Annotated in this window: 19 protein-coding genes; 8 read left to right on the plus strand and 11 right to left on the minus strand. The window is 71.9% G+C overall.

Going from position 1 to position 26,120, the window contains the following annotated elements:
• Window positions 1-8: 8 nt before the first annotated feature.
• From OG580_RS03055 to OG580_RS03075, 5 genes are all read right to left on the minus strand, one after another.
• Window positions 9-1,172 carry a phosphotransferase family protein gene (locus OG580_RS03055; protein ID WP_267042084.1) on the minus strand — a complete coding sequence of 388 codons (1,164 nt, stop codon included), beginning with the start codon at window positions 1,170-1,172 and terminating at the stop codon, window positions 9-11.
• A gap of 138 nt (window positions 1,173-1,310) precedes the next feature.
• Window positions 1,311-2,705 carry a GH1 family beta-glucosidase gene (locus OG580_RS03060; protein ID WP_267042085.1) on the minus strand — a complete coding sequence of 465 codons (1,395 nt, stop codon included), beginning with the start codon at window positions 2,703-2,705 and terminating at the stop codon, window positions 1,311-1,313.
• Between the two features lie 35 nt (window positions 2,706-2,740).
• Complete coding sequence (locus OG580_RS03065) at window positions 2,741-3,580, minus strand: carbohydrate ABC transporter permease (RefSeq protein WP_267047872.1); 840 nt, start codon at window positions 3,578-3,580, stop codon at window positions 2,741-2,743.
• 73 nt (window positions 3,581-3,653) lie between these two features.
• A complete protein-coding gene (locus tag OG580_RS03070) occupies window positions 3,654-4,646 on the minus strand; it encodes a carbohydrate ABC transporter permease (RefSeq protein ID WP_267042086.1) in 993 nt (330 codons plus the stop codon).
• A gap of 11 nt (window positions 4,647-4,657) precedes the next feature.
• Window positions 4,658-5,962: an extracellular solute-binding protein gene (locus OG580_RS03075; RefSeq protein WP_267042087.1), complete on the minus strand. Its 1,305-nt coding sequence runs from the start codon at window positions 5,960-5,962 to the stop codon at window positions 4,658-4,660.
• A 171-nt stretch (window positions 5,963-6,133) separates the two neighbouring features.
• Here OG580_RS03075 and OG580_RS03080 point away from each other — a divergent pair, with 171 nt between their 5' ends.
• On the plus strand, window positions 6,134-7,531 hold the full coding sequence (locus tag OG580_RS03080; protein ID WP_267042088.1) for an ROK family protein: 1,398 nt from the start codon (window positions 6,134-6,136) through the stop codon (window positions 7,529-7,531).
• Window positions 7,532-7,612: 81 nt separating this feature from the next.
• Here OG580_RS03080 and OG580_RS03085 read toward each other — a convergent pair whose 3' ends face one another.
• The 3 genes from OG580_RS03085 to OG580_RS03095 all read right to left on the minus strand — a co-directional run bounded on the left by OG580_RS03085 (window position 7,613) and on the right by OG580_RS03095 (window position 14,407).
• Complete coding sequence (locus tag OG580_RS03085; protein WP_267042089.1) at window positions 7,613-8,959, minus strand: M1 family metallopeptidase; 1,347 nt, start codon at window positions 8,957-8,959, stop codon at window positions 7,613-7,615.
• 44 nt (window positions 8,960-9,003) lie between these two features.
• Complete coding sequence (locus OG580_RS03090; protein ID WP_267042090.1) at window positions 9,004-12,918, minus strand: Pls/PosA family non-ribosomal peptide synthetase; 3,915 nt, start codon at window positions 12,916-12,918, stop codon at window positions 9,004-9,006.
• Window positions 12,919-13,117: 199 nt separating this feature from the next.
• Entirely contained in the window at window positions 13,118-14,407 is a 1,290-nt protein-coding gene (locus OG580_RS03095) for an NAD(P)/FAD-dependent oxidoreductase (RefSeq protein WP_267042091.1), read from the minus strand.
• 258 nt (window positions 14,408-14,665) lie between these two features.
• On the opposite strand from OG580_RS03095, the gene lanL reads away from it, so the two are divergent.
• The 4 genes from lanL to OG580_RS03115 all read left to right on the plus strand — a co-directional run bounded on the left by lanL (window position 14,666) and on the right by OG580_RS03115 (window position 19,718).
• The gene (gene lanL / locus OG580_RS03100) at window positions 14,666-17,413 is read left to right on the plus strand and encodes a class IV lanthionine synthetase LanL (protein WP_267042092.1); all 2,748 of its coding nucleotides are present in this window, start codon (window positions 14,666-14,668) and stop codon (window positions 17,411-17,413) included.
• 47 nt (window positions 17,414-17,460) lie between these two features.
• Window positions 17,461-17,616, plus strand: coding sequence for a VenA family class IV lanthipeptide (locus OG580_RS03105; RefSeq protein ID WP_267042093.1), 156 nt, complete (start codon window positions 17,461-17,463; stop codon window positions 17,614-17,616).
• 135 nt (window positions 17,617-17,751) lie between these two features.
• Complete coding sequence (locus tag OG580_RS03110) at window positions 17,752-18,849, plus strand: ATP-binding cassette domain-containing protein (RefSeq protein ID WP_267042094.1); 1,098 nt, start codon at window positions 17,752-17,754, stop codon at window positions 18,847-18,849.
• Window positions 18,846-19,718, plus strand: coding sequence for an ABC transporter permease (locus OG580_RS03115; RefSeq protein ID WP_267042095.1), 873 nt, complete (start codon window positions 18,846-18,848; stop codon window positions 19,716-19,718). Before OG580_RS03110 ends, OG580_RS03115 begins: the two co-directional genes overlap by 4 nt.
• A 9-nt stretch (window positions 19,719-19,727) precedes the next feature.
• On the opposite strand, the gene OG580_RS03120 is transcribed toward OG580_RS03115, so the two are convergent.
• Window positions 19,728-20,189, minus strand: a complete 462-nt coding sequence (locus OG580_RS03120) for a VOC family protein (protein ID WP_267042096.1) — start codon at window positions 20,187-20,189, stop codon at window positions 19,728-19,730.
• A gap of 221 nt (window positions 20,190-20,410) precedes the next feature.
• On the opposite strand from OG580_RS03120, the gene OG580_RS03125 reads away from it, so the two are divergent.
• Both OG580_RS03125 and OG580_RS03130 read left to right on the plus strand, forming a co-directional pair.
• Window positions 20,411-20,752, plus strand: a complete 342-nt coding sequence (locus OG580_RS03125; protein WP_267042097.1) for a WD40 repeat domain-containing protein — start codon at window positions 20,411-20,413, stop codon at window positions 20,750-20,752.
• Window positions 20,753-20,848: 96 nt separating this feature from the next.
• Complete coding sequence (locus tag OG580_RS03130; protein ID WP_267042098.1) at window positions 20,849-21,187, plus strand: co-chaperone YbbN; 339 nt, start codon at window positions 20,849-20,851, stop codon at window positions 21,185-21,187.
• A 151-nt stretch (window positions 21,188-21,338) separates the two neighbouring features.
• On the opposite strand, the gene OG580_RS03135 is transcribed toward OG580_RS03130, so the two are convergent.
• Together OG580_RS03135 and mgrA are read right to left on the minus strand one after the other, a co-directional pair.
• Complete coding sequence (locus OG580_RS03135; protein ID WP_267042099.1) at window positions 21,339-23,660, minus strand: M9 family metallopeptidase; 2,322 nt, start codon at window positions 23,658-23,660, stop codon at window positions 21,339-21,341.
• Between the two features lie 274 nt (window positions 23,661-23,934).
• Window positions 23,935-24,927: an L-glyceraldehyde 3-phosphate reductase gene (gene mgrA, locus OG580_RS03140; protein WP_267042100.1), complete on the minus strand. Its 993-nt coding sequence runs from the start codon at window positions 24,925-24,927 to the stop codon at window positions 23,935-23,937.
• A gap of 138 nt (window positions 24,928-25,065) precedes the next feature.
• On the opposite strand from mgrA, the gene OG580_RS03145 reads away from it, so the two are divergent.
• Window positions 25,066-25,953, plus strand: coding sequence for a LysR family transcriptional regulator (locus OG580_RS03145; RefSeq protein WP_267042101.1), 888 nt, complete (start codon window positions 25,066-25,068; stop codon window positions 25,951-25,953).
• The last annotated feature ends 167 nt before the right edge of the window (window positions 25,954-26,120 follow it).

The following is a 26,120-nucleotide window of genomic DNA, read 5'->3' on the forward strand; positions in this document are numbered from 1 at the left end:
CCGGGGCGTCACGCCTCCAGGGCGTCCAGTGCGGCGAGTTGCCGCGTGAGGCGCTCGGCGGACCAGGAGTCGCGCGAGGCCGCGAGTTCCCCGTCGTAGGCCCGGGGGACGGCTTCCACACGCATGATGAGGGTGAGGTAGACCCGGTAGAGGGCGAGTCGTACCCGGGCGCCGGTGTCGATGGTCAGGCCGGGTGCGAGGGTGCGGTAGCCGGCCATGAGGTCGGGATCGTCCTCGGCCGAACCGAGCGGGTCGAGTCCGACGAGTTCGGCCAAGGGGTCGCCGAAGAAGGCGCGTTCGCCGTCGATGAGGCCGCCCAGGTGCCACGGGCCGGTCCCGGTCCGGGCGAGGACGATGTTGCCCTCCCAGGCGTCGAAGTGGACGAGCGCGGGGCGGCGGACCTCGGCGAGCCGCCGGCCGAAGCGTACGGGCAGGTCGGCGAGGAGCCCGGCCGGTACGGGCAGGGCCACCTCGAACCGGATCGCGTCGGCGAGGACGGCGTGCAGCATGGTGGTGAACGCGGAGGGCCAGTCGGGGCCGGAGAGGGCCGGTCGCGGGTAACCGTAGGCCGGTCCGGTGACGGTGGAGATCCGGGCCATGGACTCCCCCAGCCGGTGACGCAGCGCGGCGCGGTCGGCCGGGGTGAGCCGGTCGCGGGCGGCGTCCCAGGTGGTGCCGTCGACGTAGGTGAGGAGCAGCCATTCGGCAGGGGTTCCCGGGCCGGCGGGCTCGTGGTGGAGGACGGTGGGTACGCGGGCGCCCGCCCGGGCGGCGAGGCGGTGGAAGAGTGCCTCGGTGGCGAGGAGGTCCTGCTCGTGGGTGAGGGCGAGGGCGCTCGCCCGGGGGGCCGTCTTCAGCACCAGCCGCCGCCCGTCGGCGAGTTCGAGCAGACGGGCGGAGTTGTAGAAGCCCCCGCTGAGGACGGTGTCCCGGACGACCGTCACCGGACCGAGCACGTGGCGCAGCCGGTCGGCGACGAGGTCTTCGGCGCCGGTGTCGGTGTCGGTGTCGGTGTCGTTGTCGGTGTCGTTGTCGGTGTCGTTGTCGGCGAACTCGCCTTCCTCGACCGCCTGCGGATCGCGGCCGGCGTCGTTGTCGGCGAGCTCGTCCGTGCCGTCGTCGGCGTCGTTGTCGGGCCCCTGGGGAAGGGACGGAACGGCGGTGTCGGCCATGGGTCGCTCCTGTACGGGAAGCCTCGGACGGGGACGGTGGGGCGACGGCGGTGTTCTCCGGAAGGCCGCCGCGGCGAGGCGAACGCCTCGGTGCCGGGGCGGCCTTCCGGAGTCCACGAGGGCGCGCGGGCCGCCCGGTCAGCCGGCGGTCGCCTCCCGGTGGGCGCGGATGATGTCCGCGTACCGCCGCCCGCTCGTCTTCACGGTCCGCTTCTGCGTCGCGTAGTCGACGTGGACGAGCCCGAAGCGCTTGTCGTAGCCGTAGGCCCACTCGAAGTTGTCGAGCAGCGACCAGGCGTAGTAGCCGGCGAGCGGGGCGCCCTTGCGCAGGGCACGGGCGCAGGCCGCGAGGTGCTGCTCCAGGTAGCGGGTGCGGTCGGGGTCGTGGACCTCGCCGTCGGGGCCCACGGTGTCGGGGAAGGCCGAGCCGTTCTCGGTCACGTACAGCTCGCGCACACCGTACTCCTCGGTGAGCCGGAGCAGGAAGGCCTCCAGGCCGCCGGCGTCGATCTGCCAGTCCATGCCGGTGCGGGGGACGTCGGGGAGGCGGACCTCGCGGGCGTACGGGACGGGGCCGGCCGGGTCGTCGGCGACGGTGACCGGGAAGTAGTAGTTGAGGCCGTGCCAGTCGAGCGGGGCGGCGATGGTCTCGGCGTCCCCCGGCCGTTCGGGAAGCTCGACCCCGTACAGCTCACGCATGTCGGCGGGGAAACCGCGCCCGTAGACCGGGTCGAGCCACCAGCGGTTGGTGTGACCGTCCATGCGGGCGGCCGCGGCGACGTCCTCGGGACGGGTGGAGGCGGGCGCGACGGTCGAGTGGTTGGTGACCAGGCCGATCCGGGCGCCGGGGGCGGCGGCGCGGATGGCCTGGGTGGTCAGTCCGTGGCCGAGGAGCAGGTGGTAGGAGGCACGGACGGCCGCGGTGAGATCGGTGTACCCGGGGGCCATCCGGCCTTCGAGGTGGCCGATCCAGCCCGAGCAGAGGGGTTCGTTGAGGGTGGCCCAGCGGGTCACCCGGTCGCCGAGGCGTTCGGCGACGACGGAGGCGTACGCGGCGAGGTGTTCGGCGGTGGCCCGCTCGGTCCAGCCGCCGCGGCTGTCGTGGACCCGGTCCTGGAGGGCCTGCGGCAGGTCCCAGTGGTAGAGGGTGACGGAGGGCGTGATCCCGGCGTCGAGGAGTCCGTCGACGAGCCGGTCGTAGAAGTCGAGCCCGGCCTTGTTGACGGGTCCGTCGCCGCCGGGGACGACCCGCGGCCAGGCGACGGAGAGCCGGTACGCGTCGGTGCCGAGCCCCTTCATCAGGGCTATGTCCTCGGGCCAGCGGTGGTAGTGGTCGCAGGCGGTGTCGCCGTGGTCGCCGTTGTCGACGGCGCCGGGGGTACGGGAGAAGGTGTCCCAGATGGAGGGGGCGCGGCCGTCCTCGGCGACGGCGCCCTCGATCTGGTAGGCGGAGGTCGCCGTGCCCCAGGCGAAGGACGGCGGGAAGGCGTCGAGGTCGAGCGTCGTGGGGCGGGGGTCGGTGGATTCGGACACGGAGGACCTCTTCGTGGTCGGAGCGGAGAAGGACGTCACTTGACCGCACCCGCGGTGAGGCCGGCGACGAGGTAGCGCTGGAGGAGGAGGAAGCCGACGACGACGGGGACGCTCACCACGAGGGAGGCGGCCATCACCTGGTTCCAGTACACGTCGTTCTGGGTGGCGTACCCCTGGAGTCCGACGGCGAGGGTCCTGGTGGTGTCGTTGGTCATGACGGAGGCGAAGAGGACCTCGCCCCAGGCGGTCATGAAGGCGTAGACGGCGACGGCGATGATCCCGGGGGACGCCGCCGGGACGATCACCCGGAACAGGGCCCTGATCGGCCCGCAGCCGTCGACCTTGGCGGCCTCGTCGAGTTCGCGCGGGATCGAGTCGAAGTAGCCGGTCAGCATCCAGATCGAGAACGGCAGCGAGAACGTCAGATAGGTGAGGATCAGGCCTTCCCGCGAGCCGAAGAGCGCGATGCCGGTGGCGTTGCCGATGTTGACGTAGATGAGGAAGAGGGGCAGCAGGAAGAGGATGCCGGGGAACATCTGCGTCGACAGCACCGTCACGGTGAAGACGCGCTTGCCGCGGAACTCGTAGCGGCTCACGCCGTAGGCGGCGAAGATCGCGACGACCACCGAGAACACCGTGGCCGCGCCCGCCACGACGAGGGAGTTCACGAAGTAGTCGGCGAGGGGGACGGTCTCCCAGATGTCGAAGTACGGGCGGATCGTGAGCCCCGAGGGGATCCACCGGAACTTCCCCGAGACGTCCTCCAACGGCTTCAGCGAGCTGGAGACCATCACGAACACAGGGAGCACGACGAAGGCCGTGAGCAGGGTGAGGAAGATCCGCCGGGCCCACAGGAAGGACCGGGGCGCCGCCATCGGGGAGCGTGGGGCGGTGCGCCCGCGTGCGTGCGCCGTGCGCCCGCGCACACGCGGGGACGTCTCGGAGATCTCAGCCATCGGAGGTCTTCCTTCCGCGGGTGGTGAGCAGGAGGTAGACGCCCGTGACGACGAGGAGGAAGAGCAGCAGCAGGACGGACATGGCCGAGCCGGTGCCGAAGTTCCACGTCTGGAAGGACGACTGGTAGATGTGCAGCGAGATCAGGTCCGCCGCCTCGGGGGCCGCCTTGCCGAACAGGACGAACGGCGTGTTGAAGTCGTTGAACGTCCACAGGAACAGCACCAGGACGAGGACCTGGTTGACCGGCCGCAGGGACGGCAGCGTGATGTGCCGGATCTGCTTGAGGACGCCGGCGCCGTCGAGGGCGGCCGCCTCGTACATGTCCCGGGGGATGTTCTGCAGTCCCGCCATGACGGTGAGGAAGGCGAACGGCCAGCCCTTCCACACCGAGACGACGAGCAGGGCCCAGAAGCTGTTGTCGCCGATGAGCCAGAAGGCGGGGCTGTCGCCGATGCCCAACTGGTCGTGCAGGACGTGGTTGACCAGGCCGTTGTCCCGCTGGAACATGAACGCCCAGGTGATGACGGCGGCGTAGACCGGCAGGGCGTACGGGACGAGGAAGAGGGTCCGCAGGATGGCGCGGCCCCGGAACTCCTCCTGGAGGAAGATCGCGGCGGCCGTCCCGAGGAACCAGCACAGCCCTACGGAGAGGGCGGTGAACACGCACGTCCGCAGGAAGGACGCGAGGAGTGCCTGGCCGACGGGGGCGTCGAAGTCGATCGAGACGGCGTAGTTGCCGAGGCCGGCCCAGGGGGCCTCGGACCAGTTGCCGATGAAGAACTGGGTGAGCTCCTTGAAGCTCATGCCGATGCCCATGAGCATCGGGACGAGGTGGACGAGGAGTTCGAGGAGCAGGGCGGGCAGGAGCAGCAGGTACGGCAGTGCGATGCGGCGGCGCCCGGAGCGGCGTGGTGCGGTTGCCTCTCCGGGTGCGGCCTTGCGCACCGCCGGCTCACTCGTGGGAGTGATGGCGGTTCTGGTCATGGAGGGGCGGCCTACTTCTTGGGCATCTGCTGCTGGGCCTTTTCGAGCTTGGCCCGCACGGACTCGGTGGTGACGGGCCGGCCGGCGGCGGCGTCGGCGAACAGCTCCTTGACGGCCGTGCCGACCACGGTCTCGAACTGGGACTCCTCGGGGACCTGCGGCAGGGCGGCGGCGCTGGTGGCGAGGGTGTCGCGGATGACGGTGAGCGAGGGGTCGGAGAACCCGGGGTCCTGCTGGGCGCTCTTGACCGGCGGCACCGAGCCGTAGGCCTTGTTGAGCATGATCTGCTCCTCGTCGCTCGTCATGAACTTCACGAACTTGAGGGCGCCGTCGAGGTTCTTGGTGTTCTTGAAGACGGCCATGTTGATGCCGGCGACCATCGAGTTGGTCTGCTTGCCGGAGCCGGGCTTGCCGGCCGGGACCGGGGCCGGGACGACGCCCCAGTCCTCGGGGGCCATGCCCTGGGAGGCGAAGGTCTGCTGGGGGGTCTGCCACAGGACCATGCCCGTCCGGTCCTTGGCGAAGTCGCTCAGGGACTGGTTCTGCGCGTACTCGGCGTTGCCGGGGGCGGCGATCTTCTGCGTGGCCATCAGGTCGACGTACTGCTTGACCGCGGCGACGGCTCCGTCGGAGGTGAAGTCGGCCTTGCCGTCGGCGGTGAAGAAGTCGGCTCCGTGCTGCTTGGCGAGGACGAAGACCTGGTGGATGTTGTTGGACAGGTTGGATCCCTCGACTCCGAGGCCCCACTTCCCGTCCTTGCTCAGCTTCTTGCCGGTGGCGATCAGCTCGTCCCAGGTGGTCGGCGGCTTGGTGATGCCGGCGGCCTTGAACATGTGCTTGTTGTAGTAGAGCGCGTACGCCATCGAGTAGAGCGGGACGGCGGCCGGGTCCTTGCCGGGGGTGCCCGTGGAGCCGAGCGCGGACTCGACGAACCGGTCCTTGCCGCCGATGGCCTCGAAGGCCTTCGCGTCGAAGGGCAGCAGCGCGCCGGTGGACTGGAGCGAGGCGCTCCAGGTGTTGCCGATGTTGAGGACGTCGGGGCCCTGGCCGGAGGTGGTCGCGGTGAGGATCCGGTTGAGCAGGTCGGACCAGGGGATCACCTCCAGCTTGACCTTGATCCCGGTCTCCTTCTCGAACTGGTCGAGCTCGGGCTGCAGGACCTTCTTGTCGACCTCCAGGCTGGCGCCCTGGTTGGTGGCCCAGTAGGTGAGGGTCTTCGGCGTCGCCTGGCCGTTCCCCCCGCCACCGCAGCCGGTGGCGGCGAAGGCGAGGGAGAGGGTGACGGCTCCGGTGACTGCGGCTCTGAATCTGCGCATGGCTCCTGGGCCCTTTCGGGGGGATGACGGGGATGCCGTCGCGGGGAGCGCCTGAACCACTCCCCGCGACTGGGCTTAATTTAGGATGTGAGTTAAACCGCACGGGAAGGTCGCGTCAAGGCCTGTACTGCGGGTATGTTGCAACGAACGACTTCAGAGACGGGGACCAAAGTGCATGCGAGAACTGGCCGCACGGTGCGTGACCTGCGGCGCGAGAACCGCACCGCCGTCCTGCGCAGGCTGTACTTCGACGGACCCAAGAGCCGCCTCATGCTCGGCCCCGCGACGGGCCTGAGCTCCGGCTCGGTCAGCAACGTCGTCGCCGAACTCCTCGCGGAGGGCCTGGTCGAGGAGGCCGGCAGCGTCGACTCGGCCGGCGGGCGCCCCCGTACCCTGCTGCGCATCACCCCGGGCAGCGGATTCATGATCGGCGTCGACATCGGCGAGACGCGCATCAGGATCGAGCTCTTCGACCTCACCCTCACCGAACTCGCCCGCACGGAGCGGGCGCTGGCCTGCTCGGGGCCCCGCACCGACCGCTACGACGTGGACCTGGTCGTCGCCCATCTGCGCGACGGCATCGCCGAGGTGCTGCGCGCCGCGAACGTCCCCGTCGAACGCCTCCTCGGCATCGGCGTCGGGGTCCCCGGCATCGTCGCCCACACCGAGGACGGCGCCGTCGTCCACGGCCAGACCATCGGCTGGGACTCCGTCCCCCTCGAACGGCTCCTGCGTCAGGCCGTCGACCTGCCCGAGACCGTGCCCTACTGGATCGACAACGGCGCCAAGACCCTGGGCCAGGCGGAGATGTGGTTCGGCGCCGGCCGCGGTGCCCGCAGCGCCGTCGTCGTCCTCTTCGGCTCCGGTGTCGGTGCCTGCTCCGTCAGCGACCCGATGGAACCCGGGCGCGCGCTCGAATGGGGCCACCTGACGGTACGGGTCCGGGGCCGGCGCTGCCGTTGCGGCTCCCACGGCTGCCTGGAGGCGTACGCCGGCGCCGAGGCCCTCCTGGAACGGTGGCGCGAGGCCGGGGGCCGGCCCCCGGCCGGCGCGGACGAGGAAACCGCCCTCACCGCGATGCTCGCCGCCGCCTACCCGGCCGACCCCGCCTACTCCACCGATCCGGCCGCCCCGATCGACCCGGCCGCCCCGACCGACCCGTCCGATCCGGCCGCCCCAGCCACCCCCTCCGCCCCCTCCGCCCCGTCGACGGAGCCCGACGCCACGGCCCTCGCCGTCCTGGACGAGACCGCCGAGTACCTCGGCGCCGGCTTCGCCGACCTCATCAACCTCTTCCAGCCCGAGCGCATCCTCGTCGGCGGCTGGGCCGGCCTCCAGCTCGGCAGCCGCTTCCTGCGCACCGTGATCCGCTACTCCGACGCGTACGCGCTCCGCTACCCGGCGAGCCGTACCCGCATCGACCTGGGCACCCTCGGCCCCCAGGCGGTCACCGTCGGCGCCGCCCTCCTCCCCCTGGCCGACTTCTTCGCCCGGGGCGGCCGCTCCCCCGAGACCGAACCGAGCACCCCCGCCCCCGCCTGGCAGGCAGCGCTCCAGGACCGCGTGTGAACGACGGTGGAGCCGCGACGCCCGGGTGGCTCGCCGGTCCCGGCGAGAACGTCATCCGGGTACGCCCTCCGCTCCGACCCGCTACGCGGAATCGACCTCCGGCCGCGGCGAGGGCAGCGGCGGGAGCGACGGCTCGTACAACCAGGCCGAGAAGAGGTCGTCCAGGGGCTCCGCCGTGTAGCGGGCCGCGTGGGTCGTGAAGCCGACGGTGTTCACCACGCCGTGGCGGTGCACGGTGGCCCAGTCGCGCAGCATCCGGAGGAAGGCCCTCTCCCCCAGCGCGCAGCGGACCGCGTGCACGGCCAGGCCCCCGCGCTGGTACAGGCGGTCGTCGAACATCAGCTTGCGGCCCGGGTCCGCCAATCGCAGATCCTGGGCCTGCGTGGCCAGCAGCCGGTGCGCGCCGGCCGCGAGCTCGTGCGCGGTGCGGCCGCCGGAACGCTCCGACCAGAGCCATTCGGCGTACTTCGCGAAGCCCTCGTTCAGCCAGATGTGCCGCCAGTCGGCGATGGTCACGCTGTTGCCGAACCACTGGTGCGCCAGCTCGTGGGCGATCAGGCGCTCGGAACCTCGGACGCCGTCGACGTGGTTGACGCCGAACAGGGAGAGGCCTTGGGCCTCCACGGGGACGTCGAGGTCCTCGTCGGCGACGACGACCACGTACTCGCCGAAGGGATAGGGCCCGAAGAGTTCCTCGAACAGCTGCATCATGGCCGGCTGCCGGGCGAAGTCGCGGGAGAAGCGCGGCAGGAGGTGCGACGGCACGTGGGCGCTCTGCGGCACACCGCCGAGCCCGGGGTCACCGAGCAGCACCGTCTGGTGCATGCCGATCGACAGGCCGACGAGGTAGCTGGAGGTCGGCGCGGTCTGCTCGTACACCCACGTGGTCGTGCTGGCCCTCGTCGTCCGGGTGAGCAGCCGGCCGCCGGCCACCACGGTGTAGGCGGACGGGGTGTTGACCGAGATCTGGTACGAGGCCTTGTCGGCCGGCCGGTCGTTGCAGGGGTACCAGGAGGGTGCGCCGACCGGCTGGCTGGCCACCAGCGCGCCGTCGGTCAGCTCCTCCCAGCCGAGGCCGCCCCAGGGGCTGCGGACCGGCTTGGGGTTGCCGGCCCAGTGGACCTCCACGGTGAAGGCCGCGCCGGCGGGCAGCGGCTTGGCCGGCCGGACGCGGAGTCTGCCGCCGCGATGGGTGTAGTGCGGCGCCTTGCCGTCCACCAGCACCCTGCCGACCTTGAACTCGGAGAGGTTGAGGTGGAACTCGGTGAGCGGGGCCCGTCCGGCGATCGCGCTGAGCCGGGCCGTCCCGGCCAGCCGGTTGGGGCCGGGACGGTATTCCAGGGAGATCTCGTACCGGTGCACCCGGTAACGGGGATCACCGTTGGCCGGAAAGTACGGGTCCGATGCCGCTGTCCGCTGGCCGCTCACTGCCGCTTCCGCTCCCTGCGCTGTGCTCGTACGCCGTGGCCCTCTCAGGACCGCCACGCCTCGATCGGATTGCCCAGCCAGCGGGTGTCGGCGGGGACGGATTCCCCGGCCATCACGAGAGAGGCGGGACCCAGCGTGCTGCGGGCCCCGACCGTACTCCCCGGGAGGACGATTCCGCCCGGACCCAGGGTGGCGCCCTCGCGGAGGACCACAGTATCCGTCCTCAAGATCCGGTCGTGGAAGAGGTGGGTCTGCAACACACAGCCGCGGTTCACGCTGACCGCGTCGCCCAGGACCACCAGGTCGGTCTCGGGCAGCCAGTAGCTCTCGCACCACACGCCCCGGCCGATCCGGGCGCCGAGTCCACGGAGCCACAGGGTCATCAGCGGCGTACCGGGCACGGATCCGACCAGCCACGGCACGGCCAGCACCTCGACGAAGGTGTCGGCCAGCTCGTTGCGCCAGACGAAGCCGCTCCACAGCGGGTGCTCGCCCGTCCCGTGCCGGCCCACCAGCAGCCACTTCGCGGCCACGGCGACCGCGCAGGCGGCGAGACCGGCGGCGAGCAGGATCACGCCGGACAGCAGCGCCGCTCCCCAGATCCCGAGGTCGCTCGCCGCGGCCAGCGCGCACAGCGCCCCCACGGCCAGGACGGCCAGCGCGGCCGAGCAGAACACCGGGACGAGCCGGCACAGCTCCACCAGGCCGCGCGCCCACAGCAGACGGGCGGGCGGGGCGTACGTCCGGCTCCGGTCGGCGTCGGCCGCGGAGCGCGGCAGTCGGACCGGCGGCAGGCCAAGGTACGAGCTGCCCTTCTTGGCCTTCTTCGGGGTGGCGGAGAGGACGCCGACGAGCCCGTCGTCCGGCACGGCGCGGCCCGGCGCGGTCATGCCGGAGTTGCCGAGGAACGCGCGCCGGCCGATCTCGGAGTGACCGATCCGCATCCAGCCGCCGCCCAGTTCGTACGGGGCCGTCAGGGTGTCGTCGGCGAGGAACGCGCCGTCGCCCACGGTGGTCAGGCTCGGCAGCGCGAGCACGGTGGACACCTCCGCGCCGCGGCCGATCCGCATCCCGAGCAGCCGCAGCCACACGGGCGTGACCAGCGCGGCGTACAGCGGGAAGAGCGTCTCCCGGGCGCGGTCCATCAGCTGGGTCACCGTCCAGGCCTGCCAGCCGACCCGGCTGTGCGTCGGATGGAGCCCGGTCCGCAGCCCGATGCCGAGCAGTCGTACGGAGATCAGCAGGAGCAGCGCGTACGTGAGGCCGAAGGCGAGCGCCCCGGGCACGACGGCGAGGAGCGCACCGCGCAGTGCCTCGGCGAGTCCGGCACCGGCGGGCACGAAGCGGCTCGCCACGAGCAGGGCGGGCAGAGCGGCGAGGACGGGCAGGGCGGCGAGGGCGAAGCCGGTCGCTCCGTACACGGCGCGCCAGCGCACCGCACGGGGCGGACGTTCCTTGGGCCAGTTCCGCTTGGCCTTGCCGAGCTTGCCGGCGGGGGCTCCGGCCCAGCGCTGGCCGGTCGGGATCTGGCCGACCACCGCGGAGCCGGGGGCCACTTCGGCCCGCTTGCCGACCCGCGCGCCGGGGAAGAGGATGCTGCGGGTGCCGACCACGGCGCCCGCGCCGACCTTGACCGGGCCGATCTCCAGCCGGTCGCCGTCGAGCCAGTGTCCGGAGAGGTCCACCTCGGACTCGACGGCACAGCCGCGGCCGAGCTTGAGCATGCCGGTGACCGGCGGCAGGGAGTGCAGGTCCGCCTCGGGGCCGATCTTGGCGCCGAGAGCGCGCGCGTAGCGCTGCAGCCAGGATCCGGTGAGCGAGGTGGCGCCGGCGCACTCGGCGAGCCGCTCGGCCGTCCACAGCCTCAGGTGGACACTCCCGCCCCGTGGGTAACGTCCCGCCGTGACGCCGCGCAGCAGGAGGCGCGCACCCCCCGCGGCGATCGCGAGCCGTCCCGGCGGGCTGTGCAGGACCGCCGCTCCGGCGGCGACCACCCACCACGAAGCGGTCGGCACCCATGGGTAGGGGCCGAACCAGTGCAGGACGTTGCCGAGGGCGAGCAGCGCCACGGACCAGCGCAGGCCGATCAGGGTGAACAGCGGGACCAGCAGGAGCGACTGCGTGACCCCGGAGCGGAGCGGGACCGGCTCGACGGTCCGGACCGCGCCGTCGTCCTGTACGGACTTCTCCAGCCGCCGGGCCAGCTTGCGCAGGGTGGGCTGCTGGTAGACGTCGAGTACGGCCGCGCTCGGGTAGCGGGTGCGCAGCCGGGTGGTGAGCCGGGCGGCGGCGAGGCTGGTGCCGCCGATCGCGAAGAAGTCGTCGGCGGCGCCGGTGACGGCCACGCCGAGCGTCTCGGTCCACTGCTCGGCCAGCCACGCCTCCGTGCCGTACAGCGGCTCGGCAGGTCCGGTGGTCTCCGCTTCGGGCAGGGGCCAGGGCAGTGCGTCCCGGTCGACCTTCCCGGAGGTACGGGTCGGCAGTTCGTCGACGGGAGCGAGCAGCGGCACGAGGGCCGCCGGCAGCTCGGCACGGAGCCGCTCGACCGCCGCCGCCCTGTCCCAGCCGTCCTGGGTGACCAGGTAGCCGACGAGCAGCTGGTTGCCGCCGCGGGCCGTGCGTACGGCCGCCGCGGCGGCGGCGACGCCGGGCAGGGCCTGGAGTGCGGCGTCCACCTCGCCCAGTTCGATCCGCCGGCCGCCGAGCTTGATCTGCTCGTCGCCGCGGCCGAGGAAGACCAGTCCCTCCGGCTCCGCGCGGACCAGGTCGCCGCTGCGGTAGGCGCGCTGCCAGCCGAGGGATTCCAGGGGGGCGTACTTCTCGGCGTCCTTCTCGGCGTCGAGGTAGCGGGCGAGGCCGACTCCGCCGATCACCAGCTGGCCGCTGCCTCCCATGGGCACCGGCTCGTCGGACTCGTCGACGACCGCCAGTTCCCAGCCGTTGAGCGGGAGCCCGATGCGGATCGGTTCCTCGCCGGTCAGCAGGGACGCGCAGGCGACGACGGTGGCCTCGGTGGGGCCGTACGTGTTCCAGACCTCGCGGCCCTCGGTGACCAGACGCTGTGTCAGCTCGGGCGGGCAGGCCTCGCCACCGAAGATCAGCAGCCGCACCTCGTCGAGGGTCCCGGGTTCCCAGAGCGCGGCCAGCGTGGGCACGGTGGAGACGATGGTGATCTCCTGCTCCATCAGCCAGGGGCCGAGGTCGGCGCCGCTGCGCACCTGGGAGCGGGGCACGGGCACGAGGCAGGCGCCGTGGCGCCAGGCCAGCCACATCTCCTCGCAGGAGGCGTCGAAGGCGACGGACAGCCCGGCCATGACGCGGTCGCCGGGCCCGATGGGCTCCTCGGTGAGGAACAGCGCGGCCTCGGCGTCCACGAAGGCGGCGGCGCTGCGGTGGGTGACGGCGACGCCCTTGGGCTTGCCCGTGGAGCCGGACGTGAAGATGATCCAGGCGTCGTGCTCGGGGCCGGGCCGTGCGGCGCCCTCCCGGACCTCCGCTCCGCCGGTCACGCCGACGACGTCGATGCGCTCGCCCGCGCCCAGCACGGCCCGTACCCCCGCCTCGCCGAAGACGAGCTCGGCCCGCTCGTCCGGGTCCTCGGCGTCCACGGGCACGTAGGCGGCGCCCGCGGCGAGCACCGCGAGGACGGCCACGTACAACTCGTTCGTACCGGAGGGCACCCGTACGCCGACCCGGTCTCCGCGCCCGACGCCGGCGGCCGCCAGGGCGCGCCGCCGGCGCTCGACCTCGGCGGCGACGGCGCGGTAGGTCAGCCGGACGGTGCCGTCGTCCAGGGCCGGCTCGTCGGGGTACGACCGTACGGATGCCTCGAAGACGTCGATCAGGGTGCGGATCGGAGCGGCGGGTCCGGCGGAGAACCGGGCGGACTTGCCGGACTCCTCGGGCGACTCCCCGTCGTCGAGCAGAGTGTGGTCACCGAGCTCAGGTGTGGCTGCCATCGGCCCTCGCGTCTCGCTCCCGGGAACGTCCGGGTCGCCGGCGGAGCCCGGGTCTGCCCAGGTTGTTCCGCTCCGGCGCCAAACAGCCCGTCAGTCTAGTGCGTGGACAAGGAAATTCCTGTCGACACCTTGCGCGTGGCTGGGAGGAGACGGTATTGAGGGCCGCGAGGCCGAGTGGGACGGGCAGGGATCCGGCCGGTCACGACCCCGTCCGTGACAGCTGCGCGGGTGGCACGGCGGCCCGGCGATGCCTGATGTTGACGACCGAGGCCTTGGCCAGCGCCAGGGGGTTCAGGAATCGCAGCGGACCGATCAGGCGTGACCCGAACAGGTGCATGTGCCGCGCCAGCGACGCGTCGCGCGCCGCCGCCGAGAACATCAGCCGTTCCATGGGGTTGAACGGACGGCCCTTGGCGAAGTCGGCGCCCAGGTACGCGTGGCCTCGGAGCCGGCGCCGGTGTACGCGTGCGTACGCCGCGAGCGACCGGTCGAGGTCGCCCCGACCGGTCGCGGCCGCCGCGACCGCCTCGGTCAGCCACGTCGCGGACTGCAGGGCCCATCCGCAGCCCACTCCCCACAGCGGATCGCCGGTCAGGGCGGCGTCGCCGAGGAGCGCGACGCCCGGCGCGGTCGGCTTGCGACTGTGCAGCGGGTAGTCGACCATGCCGATGATCTTCGAGACGCGCTCGGCGGAGTCGATGGGCGGCGCCTCGGGCAGGGCGCGGACGAAGTCGAGGAAGCTGCCCTCCAGGTCCTCCCGGAAGTCCGGCAGCCGCTTCTTGTCCGGGAGCACCGCGAGGACCGTCACCCCGTCGTCGTTCGGGAACGCGTACGCCATGTCGGGCTCGAGGAACCAGGTCTGACCGATCCCGCCGTGCAGCGGAAGGTCGCGGAAGTGCGCGAGATAGCCGAACCGCCCGTTCTCGTACACGCGGGCGGGTATCTCGGCGAACTTCGCCACGGCCGAGTCCTTGCCGTCCGCGCCGACCACCAGCCGGGCCCGGATCTCCCGCTCGCCCTGCGGTGTCGACGCGCGCACCCCCACGGTCCGCCCGGCTTCCCGGACCAGCCCGGTCACCTGATGGCCGAGGAGCAGGTCGACGCCCGGTGTTCCTGCCGCGTGGGACCTGATGAGCGGGTCGAGGGTGCTGCGCCGGATGTTGTACGCGTACGGCAGCTCGGGCCCGCCAGGCGCGGCCTTCGGTTCGATCCACCCCCAACGGGTGTACCAGCGGGCCTCGTTGCGGACGGCTCCCGCCTTCTCGAGCGCGGGGACGAGGCCGAGTTCGTCCAGCACCGGGTAGGCGCAGGCCGTGAGGGAGTGGGTGCACAGCACCTTGTACGTCTCGGGGTCCGAACGGCGTTCCAGCAGGGCGACGCGGACACCGCGTCGAGCGAGCAGGATCGCCGCGGCACAGCCGGCGAGACTGCCTCCACTGATGACGACGTCGTAGTCGTGGTCGGGCCCCGCGCTCTCAGGCTTGGTCATGCCTCATCGCTCCGTTCGTGGGTTGGTGCACCACTGCTGTCAGGAACATGACTGGTTGTCAAGAGCGCTGGATCAAGCCCCCTCGCGAGGTCGACGACGAACGTCCGTGCGCCGTCACCCGCGCCGGGCGCGCCTACAGGTGGGACAACAGAGCCGCGCGCTCGCTGGTTCAAGTGAATCCGGATGCCTGTGTGTTGGTCTGCTTATGTCACCGGGCACGTTCCGACCAGCGGTTCCCACCGTGGAGAGGGACAGGTCATGACGAGCCACGCCACCGAAGTCGAGCTGGAGGACCTTCTCCGCCACGCGCTGCAATCCTCGGACACGGGGGCGCGCTGGACGGTCGATGCGGACGAGATGTGGTGCCGCGTGGCGCCCCCGTCCGGCACGCGACGCGAGCAGGGGTGGAAGCTGCACGTGTCGGCGACGGCCGCCTCCGCGCCGGCGGTCCTCGAAAAGGCCCTGGGGGTGTTGCTGCGGGAGGGGTCGGCGTTCAAGTTCGCCCGGTCGATCGAGCAGGTGAGCGCGCTCAACTCCCGTGCCACGCCGCGGGGAAGCTCCGGCAAGTTCATCACCGTCTACCCGCGCTCCGACGCCGACGCGGCTCGGCTCGCCCGGGACCTCCACCGCGCCACGGCGGGGCTGACCGGCCCGCAGATCCTGTCCGACCGGCCTTACACGCCCCACTCCCTGGTGCACTACCGCTACGGCTCCTTCGTCGGCCGGCGGCGGCTGTCGGACGACGGTCTGCTGGTCTGGTTCATCGAGGACCCCGACGGCAATCCCGTGGAGGACAAGCGCACGGGCGCGTACTCCCCGCCCCCTTGGGCGGTCTGCCCGTTCCCCGCCTCCGTACCCGCCTCCGTACCCGCCTCGTCGTCACCGTCCCGGTCGGCGGATACGGACGCGGATACGGACGCGGCCAGGGATACCGACGCGGCGAGCCGATCGGTGCTGCTCGGTGGTCGATTCGCGGTACGGGAGGCGATCCGGCACACCAACAAAGGCGGCGTCTACCGGGGCGGCGACGTCCGTACGGGCGCCCTCGTGGTGATCAAGGAGGCCCGGCCGCACGTGGAGGCCGACGCCTCCGGCCGCGACGTCCGCGACTGGCTGCGCGCCGAGGCCCGGACGCTGGAGAAGCTCAGGGGTACGGGGCTGGCCCCGGAGCCGCTGGCGCTGTTCGAACACGGCGGGCACCTGTTCCTGGCCCAGGACGAGGTCCCGGGCGTCACCTTGAGCACCTGGGTCGCCGAGCACTTCCGCGACGTCGGAGGCGAGCGCTACCGCGCCGACGCGCTCGCGCAGGTCGTGCGCCTGGTCGACCTGGTCACGGCGGCCCATGCCCACGGCTGCGTCCTGCGGGACTTCACCCCCGGCAACATCATGGTCCGCCCCGACGGCGAGCTGCGCCTCATCGACCTGGAACTCGCCGTCCTGGCGGACGAGACCGCTCTGCCGACCCGCGTGGGAACCCCCGGCTTCAGCGCCCCCGAACGACTGGCAGACGCACCCGTCCACCCGACGGCCGACTACTACAGCCTCGGCGCCACCGCGTGCTTCGTCCTGGCGGGGAAGGTGCCGAACCTGCTGCCCGAGGAGCCCGCCACCAGGGCCACGGAGCAGCGGCTCGCCGCATGGCTGACCTCCTGTGCCGGACAGCTTCGGCTGCCGGACGGCCTGCCGGAGATGCTCCTCGGGCTGATGAGGGACGATCCCGCCGAGCGGTGGGACCCGACCAGGGCCCGCGCGGCCCTCCGGAGGGCGTACCCGGCGAGTCCGGTGAACCACCCCGTCTCCCCCGCGGCGCGGAACCACGCCGGCCCCCGCTCCGCGCGGAACGACGGCCCGCACGACGCGGTGGCCGGGCTCGTGGACCACCTCGTCGACTCGATGACCCCGGCGGACGACCGGCGGCTGTGGCCGGTGTCCACCATGGCCGGGGAGACCGACCCGTGCACCGTGCAGCAGGGCGCGGCCGGTGTCCTGGCCGTCCTGACGCGGTACGGGGAACTCACCGGCGACGCACGCCTGCCCGGGCTGATCTCCACGGCCGGACACTGGATCGCACGGCGTACCGATCTCCGCTCCACACGCCCGGGCCTGCATTTCGGCGGCCGCGGAACCGCCTGGGCGCTGTACGAAGCCGGGCGTGCCGTCGACGACCGCCGACTCACGGACCACGCGCTGGCTCTGGCCCTGGCCCCGCAACAGGTGACACCCCATCACGACATCACCCACGGCACCGCGGGCAGTGGGCTGGCCGCCCTCCACCTGTGGCACCGCACGGGTGATCCGCGCTTCGCCGAACTGGCCGTCGACGCGGCCGACCGGCTGACCGCCGCCGTACAGCGTGACGCGACGGGAGTGAGCTGGCCGGTTCCCGCGGAAGCCGTCTCGTCGGAAGGCGGCAAACGCTACCTCGGCTTCGCCCACGGAACGGCCGGCATCGGTTGCTTCCTCCTCGCCGCCTCGGCCGTCTCGCGGCGCCGGGAGCACAGGGAACTGGCGGTGGAGGCCGGCGAGCACCTGCTGGCGAGCGCCGTACTCGTCGGCGAGGCCGCCCAGTGGCCGGCCCAGGCCTCGGACGTGCCCACGGCACCGTACTGGTGCCACGGCGCGGCGGGCGTCGGATCCTTCCTCGTACGGCTGTGGCAGGAGACCGGGGACGACAGGTTCGGCGACCTCGCCCGCCGTGGTGCGCACGCCGTCGCGGAGCGCTCCTCCCGCGCCGCCCTCACCCAGTGCCACGGCCTGGCGGGCAACGGCGACTTCCTCCTGGACATGGCCGAGGCCACCGGTGACCCCGTGTACCGCGCCATGGCCGAAGACCTGTCCCGCCTCCTCCTCTGCGAGAGGGTCCACCGCCGTGGCCACGTGGTCTTCCCCAACGAGTACGGGGACGTCTCGACCGGCTGGAGCGACGGGTCCGCCGGAATCCTGGCGTTCCTCGTCCGGATCCGGCACTCCGATCCCCGGCACTGGATGGTCCAGCAGCCGGCCTGAGCGGCAGGAAGTCTGCCGCCACCCCCCGGAAAGAAGGAGTACACCCCATGGAGAACAAGGACCTCGACCTGCTGGCCCGTCTCCACGCCCTGCCGGAGACCGACCCCGTCGGCGTCGACGGAGCGCCGTTCGCCGCGACGTGCGAGTGCGTCGGCCTGCTGACCCTCCTCAACACCGTCTGTATCGGCATCAGTTGCGCCTAGGGGGTGTCGTGTCGATCAGCCCGGCGAGTCCGGCCTGATCGGCGAGACGCCCCGAAGGACAGGTGGCACCATCCGGCCGGCGGCTGTCCCGGGACAGCCGCCGGCCGGAGCCACGGCCTGAGAGGACCAGAGCACATGCAGCTCCACGCGGATGAGGGCGGCCTCGCCCCGACAGCCCTCGTGACGGCCGCCGTCACCGGCCCGCACACCCCGCCCCACGCTCCCGAGCCCCCGTACGCCATCAGCACGCGCGGGCTGGTCAAGAGCTACCCGGGCCCACAGGGCACCACCATCCATGCCGTACGCGGCCTGGACCTGGACGTGCCACAGGGCGAGACCTTCGCCTTCCTCGGCCCCAACGGTGCGGGCAAGTCCACCACCATCGCCCTGCTGTGCGCCCTGGCCCGCCCCACCGCCGGTCACGCCACGGTCGCCGGAGCCGACGTGCTCACCCGACCCCACCACGTACGGCGACACGTCGGGATGCTCTTCCAGCACAGCACCCTGGACGCGGACCTCACGGTCGAGCAGAACCTCCACATCCATGCGCGCCTCTACGGAATGCGCCGCATCCACGCCCGCCGACGTGCCGCGGAGGTCCTCGACACGGCCGGGCTGACCGACCGACGGCGCTCCCCCGTACGCACCTTGTCAGGCGGCACGAGGCGGCGGCTGGAGATCGCCCGTGCCCTGCTGCACTCCCCCCGCGTGCTGTTCCTCGACGAACCGACCACCGGACTCGACCCCCACGCCCGCGCCGAGGTCTGGGAACACCTGCGCGCGCTGCGCGACCGGCACGGCAGCACGCTCTTCGTCACCACCCACTATCTGGAGGAGGCGGAGAACTGCGACCGCATCGGCATCATCGACCGCGGCCGCCTGGTGGCACAGGGCACACCCCTCGCGCTGAAGGCCGCGATCGGGGACGACCGGGTCGTGCTGCGCACCGGCGACGACCCGAGGGCGCGACAGGTCGTGCGCGGCATCGTGCCACCGGACCACGCCGTCACCGTGGACGCCGACGGGATCCGTCTGCGGCTGCCGGACGGCAGCGCCTGGATTCCCCGACTCTGCGCGGCACTGGAACGCCACGGCATCGCCGTCCGCGCCGCTGCCGCGGCCCCGCCCACGCTCGACGACGTCTTCTTCCACCACACCGGCCGCAGCCTCCACGCGGCCAAGCCCCACCCCACCCCGAGCGAGACCACGACACGAACGGGCGGCGGCCGATGACCGCACTCACCCTGCGGGCCCCCGACGCCCCGGACGCCCCCGGTACCTCCGCCGGCGGACGGCCGGCCCGCCTCCGCCACGAACTCCGCGCCGTCCACGCCCTGGTCTACCGCGACCTGCTGCGTCTGTCCGGCCAGCGCGCCCACACCGCGCTGATGCTGCTCCACCCCGTGTTCTACCTCCTCGTCCTCGGAGGCGGCCTCGGCGCCCTCATCCCCCGTTCCTCCCTGGGCGTCGGCTACCAGACCTACCTCTTCCCGGGCATGCTGATGATGACGGTGCAGACACCGGCCATCATGGTCGGCATCCGTCTGATCACCGACCGGCAGAGCGGCTACCTGCGAGAACTCCTCATGGCCCCCGTCAGCCGCTCGACCCTCCTCCTGGGGCTCTGCGCCGGCGGCACCCTGACGGCCGCGGCCCAGGGCGCCCTGCTTCTCGGCCTCGCCGGCGTGGTCGGTCTGCCCTACGACCCGGTTCTCCTGGCGACGCTCCTCGCCGGCATGATCCTGGCGTCCTTCACCATCACCGCCCTGTCGCTGGCCCTGGCGGTGACCCTCCGCAGGGCGGAGACGTTCCACACGCTCCTCGGCGTGGTGATGATGCCGCTGCTGTTCCTGTCCGGGGGCTTCTTCCCCCTGGACACCCTGCCCGGCTGGGCCCGCGCCCTCGCCGGCGTCAACCCCCTGGCCTACGCGGTGGACCTCCTCCGCCGCTGCGTCACCCCTCACGTACCCGCCGGCCGGGCGACCCCGGGCATCGAATGGGCCGGCTGGCAACCCCCGCTCCTCCTCGAAGGCGCCCTCCTCCTCGCCGGTGGCGCCCTCGCCCTGCTGTGGGCGGCACGACGCTTCAACCGCCCGGAGTGAGAAGACCCCTCAGTCCAGGCAGAACTCGTTGCCCTCGGGGTCGGCCATCACGATGAATCCGGCACTCATCGGGGGCTCCGGCTCGAAGCGGCGGAACCGGCTCGCGCCCAGCGCGACGAGCCGGTCGCACTCGGCCTCCAGCGCGGCCATCCGCTCCTCCCCCTGGAGTCCCGGGGCCGCGCGGACGTCGAGGTGGACGCGGTTCTTGGCGACCTTGTCCTCCGGGACCTGCTGGAAGAACACCCGGGGGCCGTTCCCGTCCGGGTCCTCGATCGCCGATCGCGTGTTGCGCTCCTCCTCCGGCACACCCATCCGCGCGAGGAAGTCGTCCCACGCGGCCAGCGGATCGGCGCCCTCGGGCAGATCGACCCCGGGCGGACCCGGATGGACATATCCGAGCGCGTCGCGCCAGAAGGAGGAGAGCGCCCGCGGGTCGTGGGCGTCGAACGTGACTTGGAAGTGGCGGCTCATCGAGTTGCTCCGTTCACAGCGGCTCGCGTACACGGGGAAAGGCGGGCGACGGGCACACTCCCGACACGGTGTCCGATCCCAGTCAAGGTCGTCCGCGCCCACGGAGCCACCCTGACACCGCTTGCGGACAGATACGGTCCGCAAGGTGCCATTCCTCCGGCGAGCTCGGCCGACGGAGCCGCCCGTTTCCCCCGTCGCCGGTCGACACGCGGTCGTTGCCCGTGTCGGCCGTCGCGTACTCCCCGGACGGCTCCTGGCTGTTCGGCGGCGGCAAGGACGGAACCTTACGTCCGTGGAACCCGCGCACGGGTGCCTACCGGGGCCTGCGCACCGGCAACGACAGCCCCCTGCACGCGGTGGCCGCGTCCCCCGACGGGCAGTGGATCGCCACGGCGGGTGAGGACGCCACCGTACGGGTGTGGGACCGCGCCGGCGGACAGGTGGTGGCCGCCCAGCGCACCGAGGGCACGCTGCGGTCGTGCAGCCGGCGCCCGGACGGTCAGGGTCTCGCCGTCGGCGGCGACCGCGGCCTCTACGTCTACCGCTTCCGGCCCACGCTCTGACACCGAGACGCCCCACCCGGCCACGGGCCGCCGGTTGAGGTGCCGGCACGGGGGATGATGGGCGTGAAACGACGGAACACGAGGTCAGGAGCTTCCATGGCGAAGCCGGTTCACCAGCCCCGTGAGGACGCGGAGTTCGATTTCATCCTCAGGATGAGCGGAGTCCCGGTCCTCGCGTACTTCACCGGGACATGGCCCAAGGCCATCGAGCCCTGCCGGGCGATGGACCTCGTCGTGGGTGGCATCGCCGACGAGTACACGGGCCGCCTGACGGCCGTCCGCACCGACATCACGCGCTGTCCGGCCGCGACCGAGCGATACGGGGTCACCGGAGCCCCGTCCTACGTCCTGCTGAAGGAGGGAGAGGCGGTGGCACACGCCACGGGGCGCATGACCACCGCCGAGCTCCGGGAGCTCCTGAACGGCCACCTCTGAGCGGCACCTCCGAGTGGCCACCTCCCAGCGGCTACCTCTGAGCGGCTACCTCTGAGCTGTCGTCACCGGGCGGCCGTCATCGGGCGACTGTCATCGGGCGGCCGCCCGGGAGAAGGTTCGCCGGTGCCTGGCGGGCCCCGGCGAACCCGTTTCACTTGGACTGCGTGGAGAGGCTCACACCACTGAAGCTCTGCGCGGCGGCGAGGCTGAAGTAGACCCAGCCGGACGGCGGGTTGTCGATCGTCAGCGTCTCGCTGTTCCCGGCGTTGGTGGACTTCGCCTGGTAGCTGCTGGTGGTGGCCCAGCTGCTGCCGCCGTAGTACAGGTCGGCGTTGCCCGTGCCACCGCTGCTGGTGATCGTCAGCTGCTTGACGCCGGCCGGCAGGTACACGAAGTGGTAGCTGTAGTTGCCGGTGGTGGCGGCGAGGTTGTCCCGCCGGCAGTTCTGGTCGAACTGACGGGGGTCGCTGATGGTGCAGAGAGCGGCCGGAGCGGCCGAGGCCTCGGGCAGCGAACCGCAGTCGTCGGTCGCGCAGTCGGTCGTCAGCCAGGTCGCGAAGTCCGCGTCGTAGCGGGTGCCGATGGTCTGCTTCAGGAAGGTACGGGCCCCGGTCCAGTCACCGGCGCGGTACTTGTCGAGCACGGTCTGGACGTCGGCGGGGTGCTTCTGGAGCATGTAGCGGACCGCGAGGAAGCCCCAGCGGTAGACCCGGTTCGAGTTGACCTCGGGGTCCTGCTCCTGGCCGTAGACGGTGTCGAACAGGTCGCTGATCTTGTACGTCTTCTTGCCGGCCTCGGCGATCGCGTCGGCGTTGCGCTCGCCGCGGTAGCCGAACGAGATGTTCTCGGCGATGCCCTCGACCCACCAGATGGTCGGCGTGGTCATGCCCGCCTCGAAGTCGCCGTACATGTTGTAGCGGCCGTCGAGGTAGTGGGTGTACTCGTGGTTGAGGTTCCAGATCTGGAAGTCCGGGCGCAGCCAGTGTGCCTCGTGGGCGATGAAGCGGGCCTGGTTGCCCGAAACGGCCGGGTTGCCCTCCTCGTACATGCCGCCGTTGTCGACGTCGATGTTGTAGATGGCCCAGGCGTACAGCGCGTACTGGGTGTAGTCGTCGAAGACGACGACCTCCAGGTTGGTGTTCACGTCACCGGGGATCGCGCCCTTGTCGCCGATGATCCGGTGGAAGTACGCGTCCTGGTTGACCAGGCTCGTACAGGTGCTCGCCAGCTGGTCGGGGGACACGTCCTGGGCGCGGATCTTCAGCTCCGGGGTGCACGTGTGCTGGATCGGCAGGACCGCCGGCAGCACCCGCTCGCCCAGGTCGCAGATGGCGTAGGCCGCGCAGTTGCCCCTGTCGTACTGGCGCGTGTACCAGCCCAGGTTCATGGTGATCGGCGCGGTGGGGCCGACGTTCGGGTACCGGTTGATCAGGTCCTTCAGCAGCGGCCGGACCCGCTCCTTGAGCTCGGGCACGTCGAGGGCGTAGCCGAGGTAGCGGCCGACGTTGCTGACGACGTCCAGGCGGTTCAGCTGCGCGCCGTTGCGGGTGATGAAACCGGCCCAGGTGTCGAGGATGGCGGGCTTGGCCTTGAGTGCGGCCCGCCAGCCGCGGCCGTCGTTCTCGGCCTTGAAGCCGTTCTCGACGACCCACTCGACGTGCTGCATGGCGAGGTTCATCTGACCGGGCCACGTACCGTCGTAGCTGCCGAGCATCCACTCCACGACGGGGGCGTACCGGCCTGCTTCGTGGGTGCTGTCGATCAGCGTGACGACCTCGTTGAGGATCTCGCCGTTGGCGTCGGTGACGTCCTTGCTGCGCGGGGAGGCGAAGAACGCGTCCAGCGCGCCGCGGGCCGCGCCCTCCAGCGCCGTGCCGTAGTCGCCGACGACGTCCGCGTTGTTGTCCTGCACGTAGTAGCCGGCGCGCAGGAACAGCACCAGCTGCCCGATGGAGGTGCTGTTGTTGCCCGCGTACGTGGCGGATCCGTCGCGCAGCGCGTTGGCGACGGTCACCATCTGGGTTTCGCGGAAGGCCTTCCGCGCGTTCTCCCCGGTGAGGTTGAACAGCGGGTAGGTACAGCTGATCTGGGGGAGGTTCTTGAGCTCCTGGATCAGCGCGCTGCCCGTGGCGTTGATGACGCCGGAGAGGTCGCCGCACGCGTCCGCGGCAGCGGCCGACGACCACTTGCTCACCTTGGCGGCGGCGGGTGCGGGTGCCACGGGGGACTCGTCGGCGCCGTCCTGCGAGGAGAGCCGGAAGCGGGGGTTGTCGCTCATCGCATGGGGCGACTTGGGGACCGGGATCGACCGCGGCGCGGCCGCGGTGCCCCGTGCGTTCTCGCCGCCCGGAGCCGCGGCGCCGACGGGGGCGGCCTGGCTCTGCGGCGCGAGCAGACCGAGCGTGATGAAGACGGCCGCGCCGAGGACGGGAAGTCTTCGCGCGCGGGTCTTCGATATCCGGAAGGGAAGCATCTGTGGGGGCCTCCGGGGCCGTTGTGGCCACGTGCTGGGGAGCACGGGCGGCTGACACGTGACATGTAAAATTTCACATGTCGCATTGTTCCGGAAGCCTTCTGACCGGATTCGTCGATCCACGCAACGACGAAATCGCCGACTCCCCACCCGGACCCGCCGCCCCAACGCCCCGCTATGACCGCTTGGATGACGTTTGCGGCACCCAAGCGGTCGCGGGACGGCTCGCGCGCGTCAGGAACGGCTCTCGCGCGTCAGGAACGGGTCTCGCGCCTCAGGGACGCGTCAGCGCGTCGACGAGGGTCAGCTCCTCGATGGCGAAGTCGAGGTTACGGAGGGCGGCCACGCTGTCCTCGACCTGTCGCGCACTGCTCGCCCCCACCAGGGCGGAGGTGACGCGACCGCCGCGCAGGACCCAGGCGAGGGCGAGCTGGGCCAGGGTCTGCCCGCGGGACGCGGCGATGTCGTTCAGGGCGCGCAACCGGGTCACCAGGTCCTCGGTGACGGCGTCCCGGTTCAGGAAGGGGCTGTCGCTCGCGGCCCGCGAGTCCTCGGGGATGCCGTCCAGGTAGCGTCCGGTGAGCAGGCCCTGTTCCAGCGGGGAGTAGGCGATGGAACCGACCTGCAGGTCGTCGAGGGCGTCGAGCAGACCCTCGTCCTCCGGGCGCCGGTCGAGCATCGAGTAGCGCGGCTGGTGAAGGGTGAGCGGCGTGCCGAGCTCGCCGAGGATGCGGGCGGCCTCGCGGGTCTGCGCGGGCGAATAGTTGGAGACGCCGACGTACAGCGCCTTCCCCTGCTGGACCGCGGTGTGCAGGGCCCCCATGGTCTCTTCCAGGGGCGTCTCCGGGTCGAAGCGGTGCGAGTAGAAGATGTCGACGTGGTCGAGGCCGAGCCGGCGCAGGCTCTGGTCGAGCGACGACAGCAGGTACTTGCGGGAGCCCCATTCACCGTACGGCCCGGGCCACATCAGGTATCCGGCCTTGGTGGAGACGACCAGTTCGTCGCGGTAGGGCGCGAAGTCCGTCCGCAGGAAGTCGCCGAGGGCGGACTCCGCCGAGCCGGGCGGCGGGCCGTAGTTGTTCGCCAGGTCGAAGTGGGTGATCCCGAGGTCGAAGGCGCGGCGCAGGATGGAGCGCTGGGTCTCCGCCGGGCGGTCCGGGCCGAAGTTGTGCCACAGCCCCAGGGAGAGCGCGGGGAGCTTCAGGCCGCTGCGCCCGCTCCGTCGGTACGGCATGTCGGCATAACGGTCGGAATGTGCGGTGTACAACGCGACTCCATGGCGGACGGCACCCGTTGGTCGGGGTGCGGCGGGAGGGTTTGTCGTGCCGTGACCAATCTCCCCTGACCTGTGGCCATGGATCCAACAGGAGAATCCGATGGGATTCAGCGACTAGGCTTCTCAATCATGGAACTGCGGCACCTCCAGCACTTCGTCGCCGTCGCCGAGGACCGGCACTTCACGCGGGCCGCGGAGCGGCTCATGGTCTCCCAGTCCGGCCTCTCGGCATCGATCCGGGCCCTGGAGCGGGAGTTGAGGGCGCCGCTGTTCGTACGGAGCACCCGCCGGGTGACGCTGACGGAGGCCGGGCGGGCGCTGCTGGCCGAGGCGGAGCGCGTCCTGGCGCACGTACGGGCCGCGCACGAGGCGGTGGCAGCGGTCCAGGGCGTGCTGCGCGGCACGCTCTCCCTCGGGACCGAGCAGTGTGTCGCCGGGGTGCACGTGGCGGGGCTGCTGGCCGCGTTCAGGCGGCGGCACCCGGACGTGGAGATACGGCTCCGCCAGGAGGGCGGGCTCGCGTTGGCCGAGGACGTCGCCGCCGGGCGACTCGACCTGGCCTTCGCCTACCGCACCCGGGCGGACTCCGACCAGCTGCGCTCGGTGCCGCTGGCGGCCGAGCCGATGACACTGCTGTGCCACCCCGGGCACCCGCTCGCCGCGACCGGGCCGGTCCTCGCGCTTCCGGACCTCGCCGGGGAGGTCTTCGTCGACTTCCACCCCGGCTGGGGACCACGCCGCGCCACGGACGCCGCGTTCGCCGCCGCGGGCGTACCACGAGCCGTGAGCCTGGAGGTGAACGACGTGCACAGCCTCCTGGACCTGGTGGAGGAGAACCTCGGCGTCGCCGCCGTACCGCGGCACTTCCGGCACAAGCGGGACTCCCTGCACGCCATCCCGCTCACCGACACCGGCGAGGAGGTCTACGAGACGGTGGCCCTGCTGCCACCGCCCCAGGCCACCAGCCCGGCGGCCCGCGCGCTGATGACGCTGCTGGAGCGGGAACCCGCCCGCTGACGGTACGGGGGAACGCCCGCCGCTCCGGACGCGCACCGGGTGTGGGGCGGTCGTCGGCCGGCACGGACCGTGGGACGCGGATCGAGGACCCCCGCTCCTCCTCTGGATCCTGCCCTCCGGTGGACGCTCAGGGCCCCGGATCTCCTCGTGGAGCCGGGGCCCTGAGC

The organism is Streptomyces sp. NBC_00094, from assembly GCF_026343125.1.
Classification (GTDB): domain Bacteria; phylum Actinomycetota; class Actinomycetes; order Streptomycetales; family Streptomycetaceae; genus Streptomyces.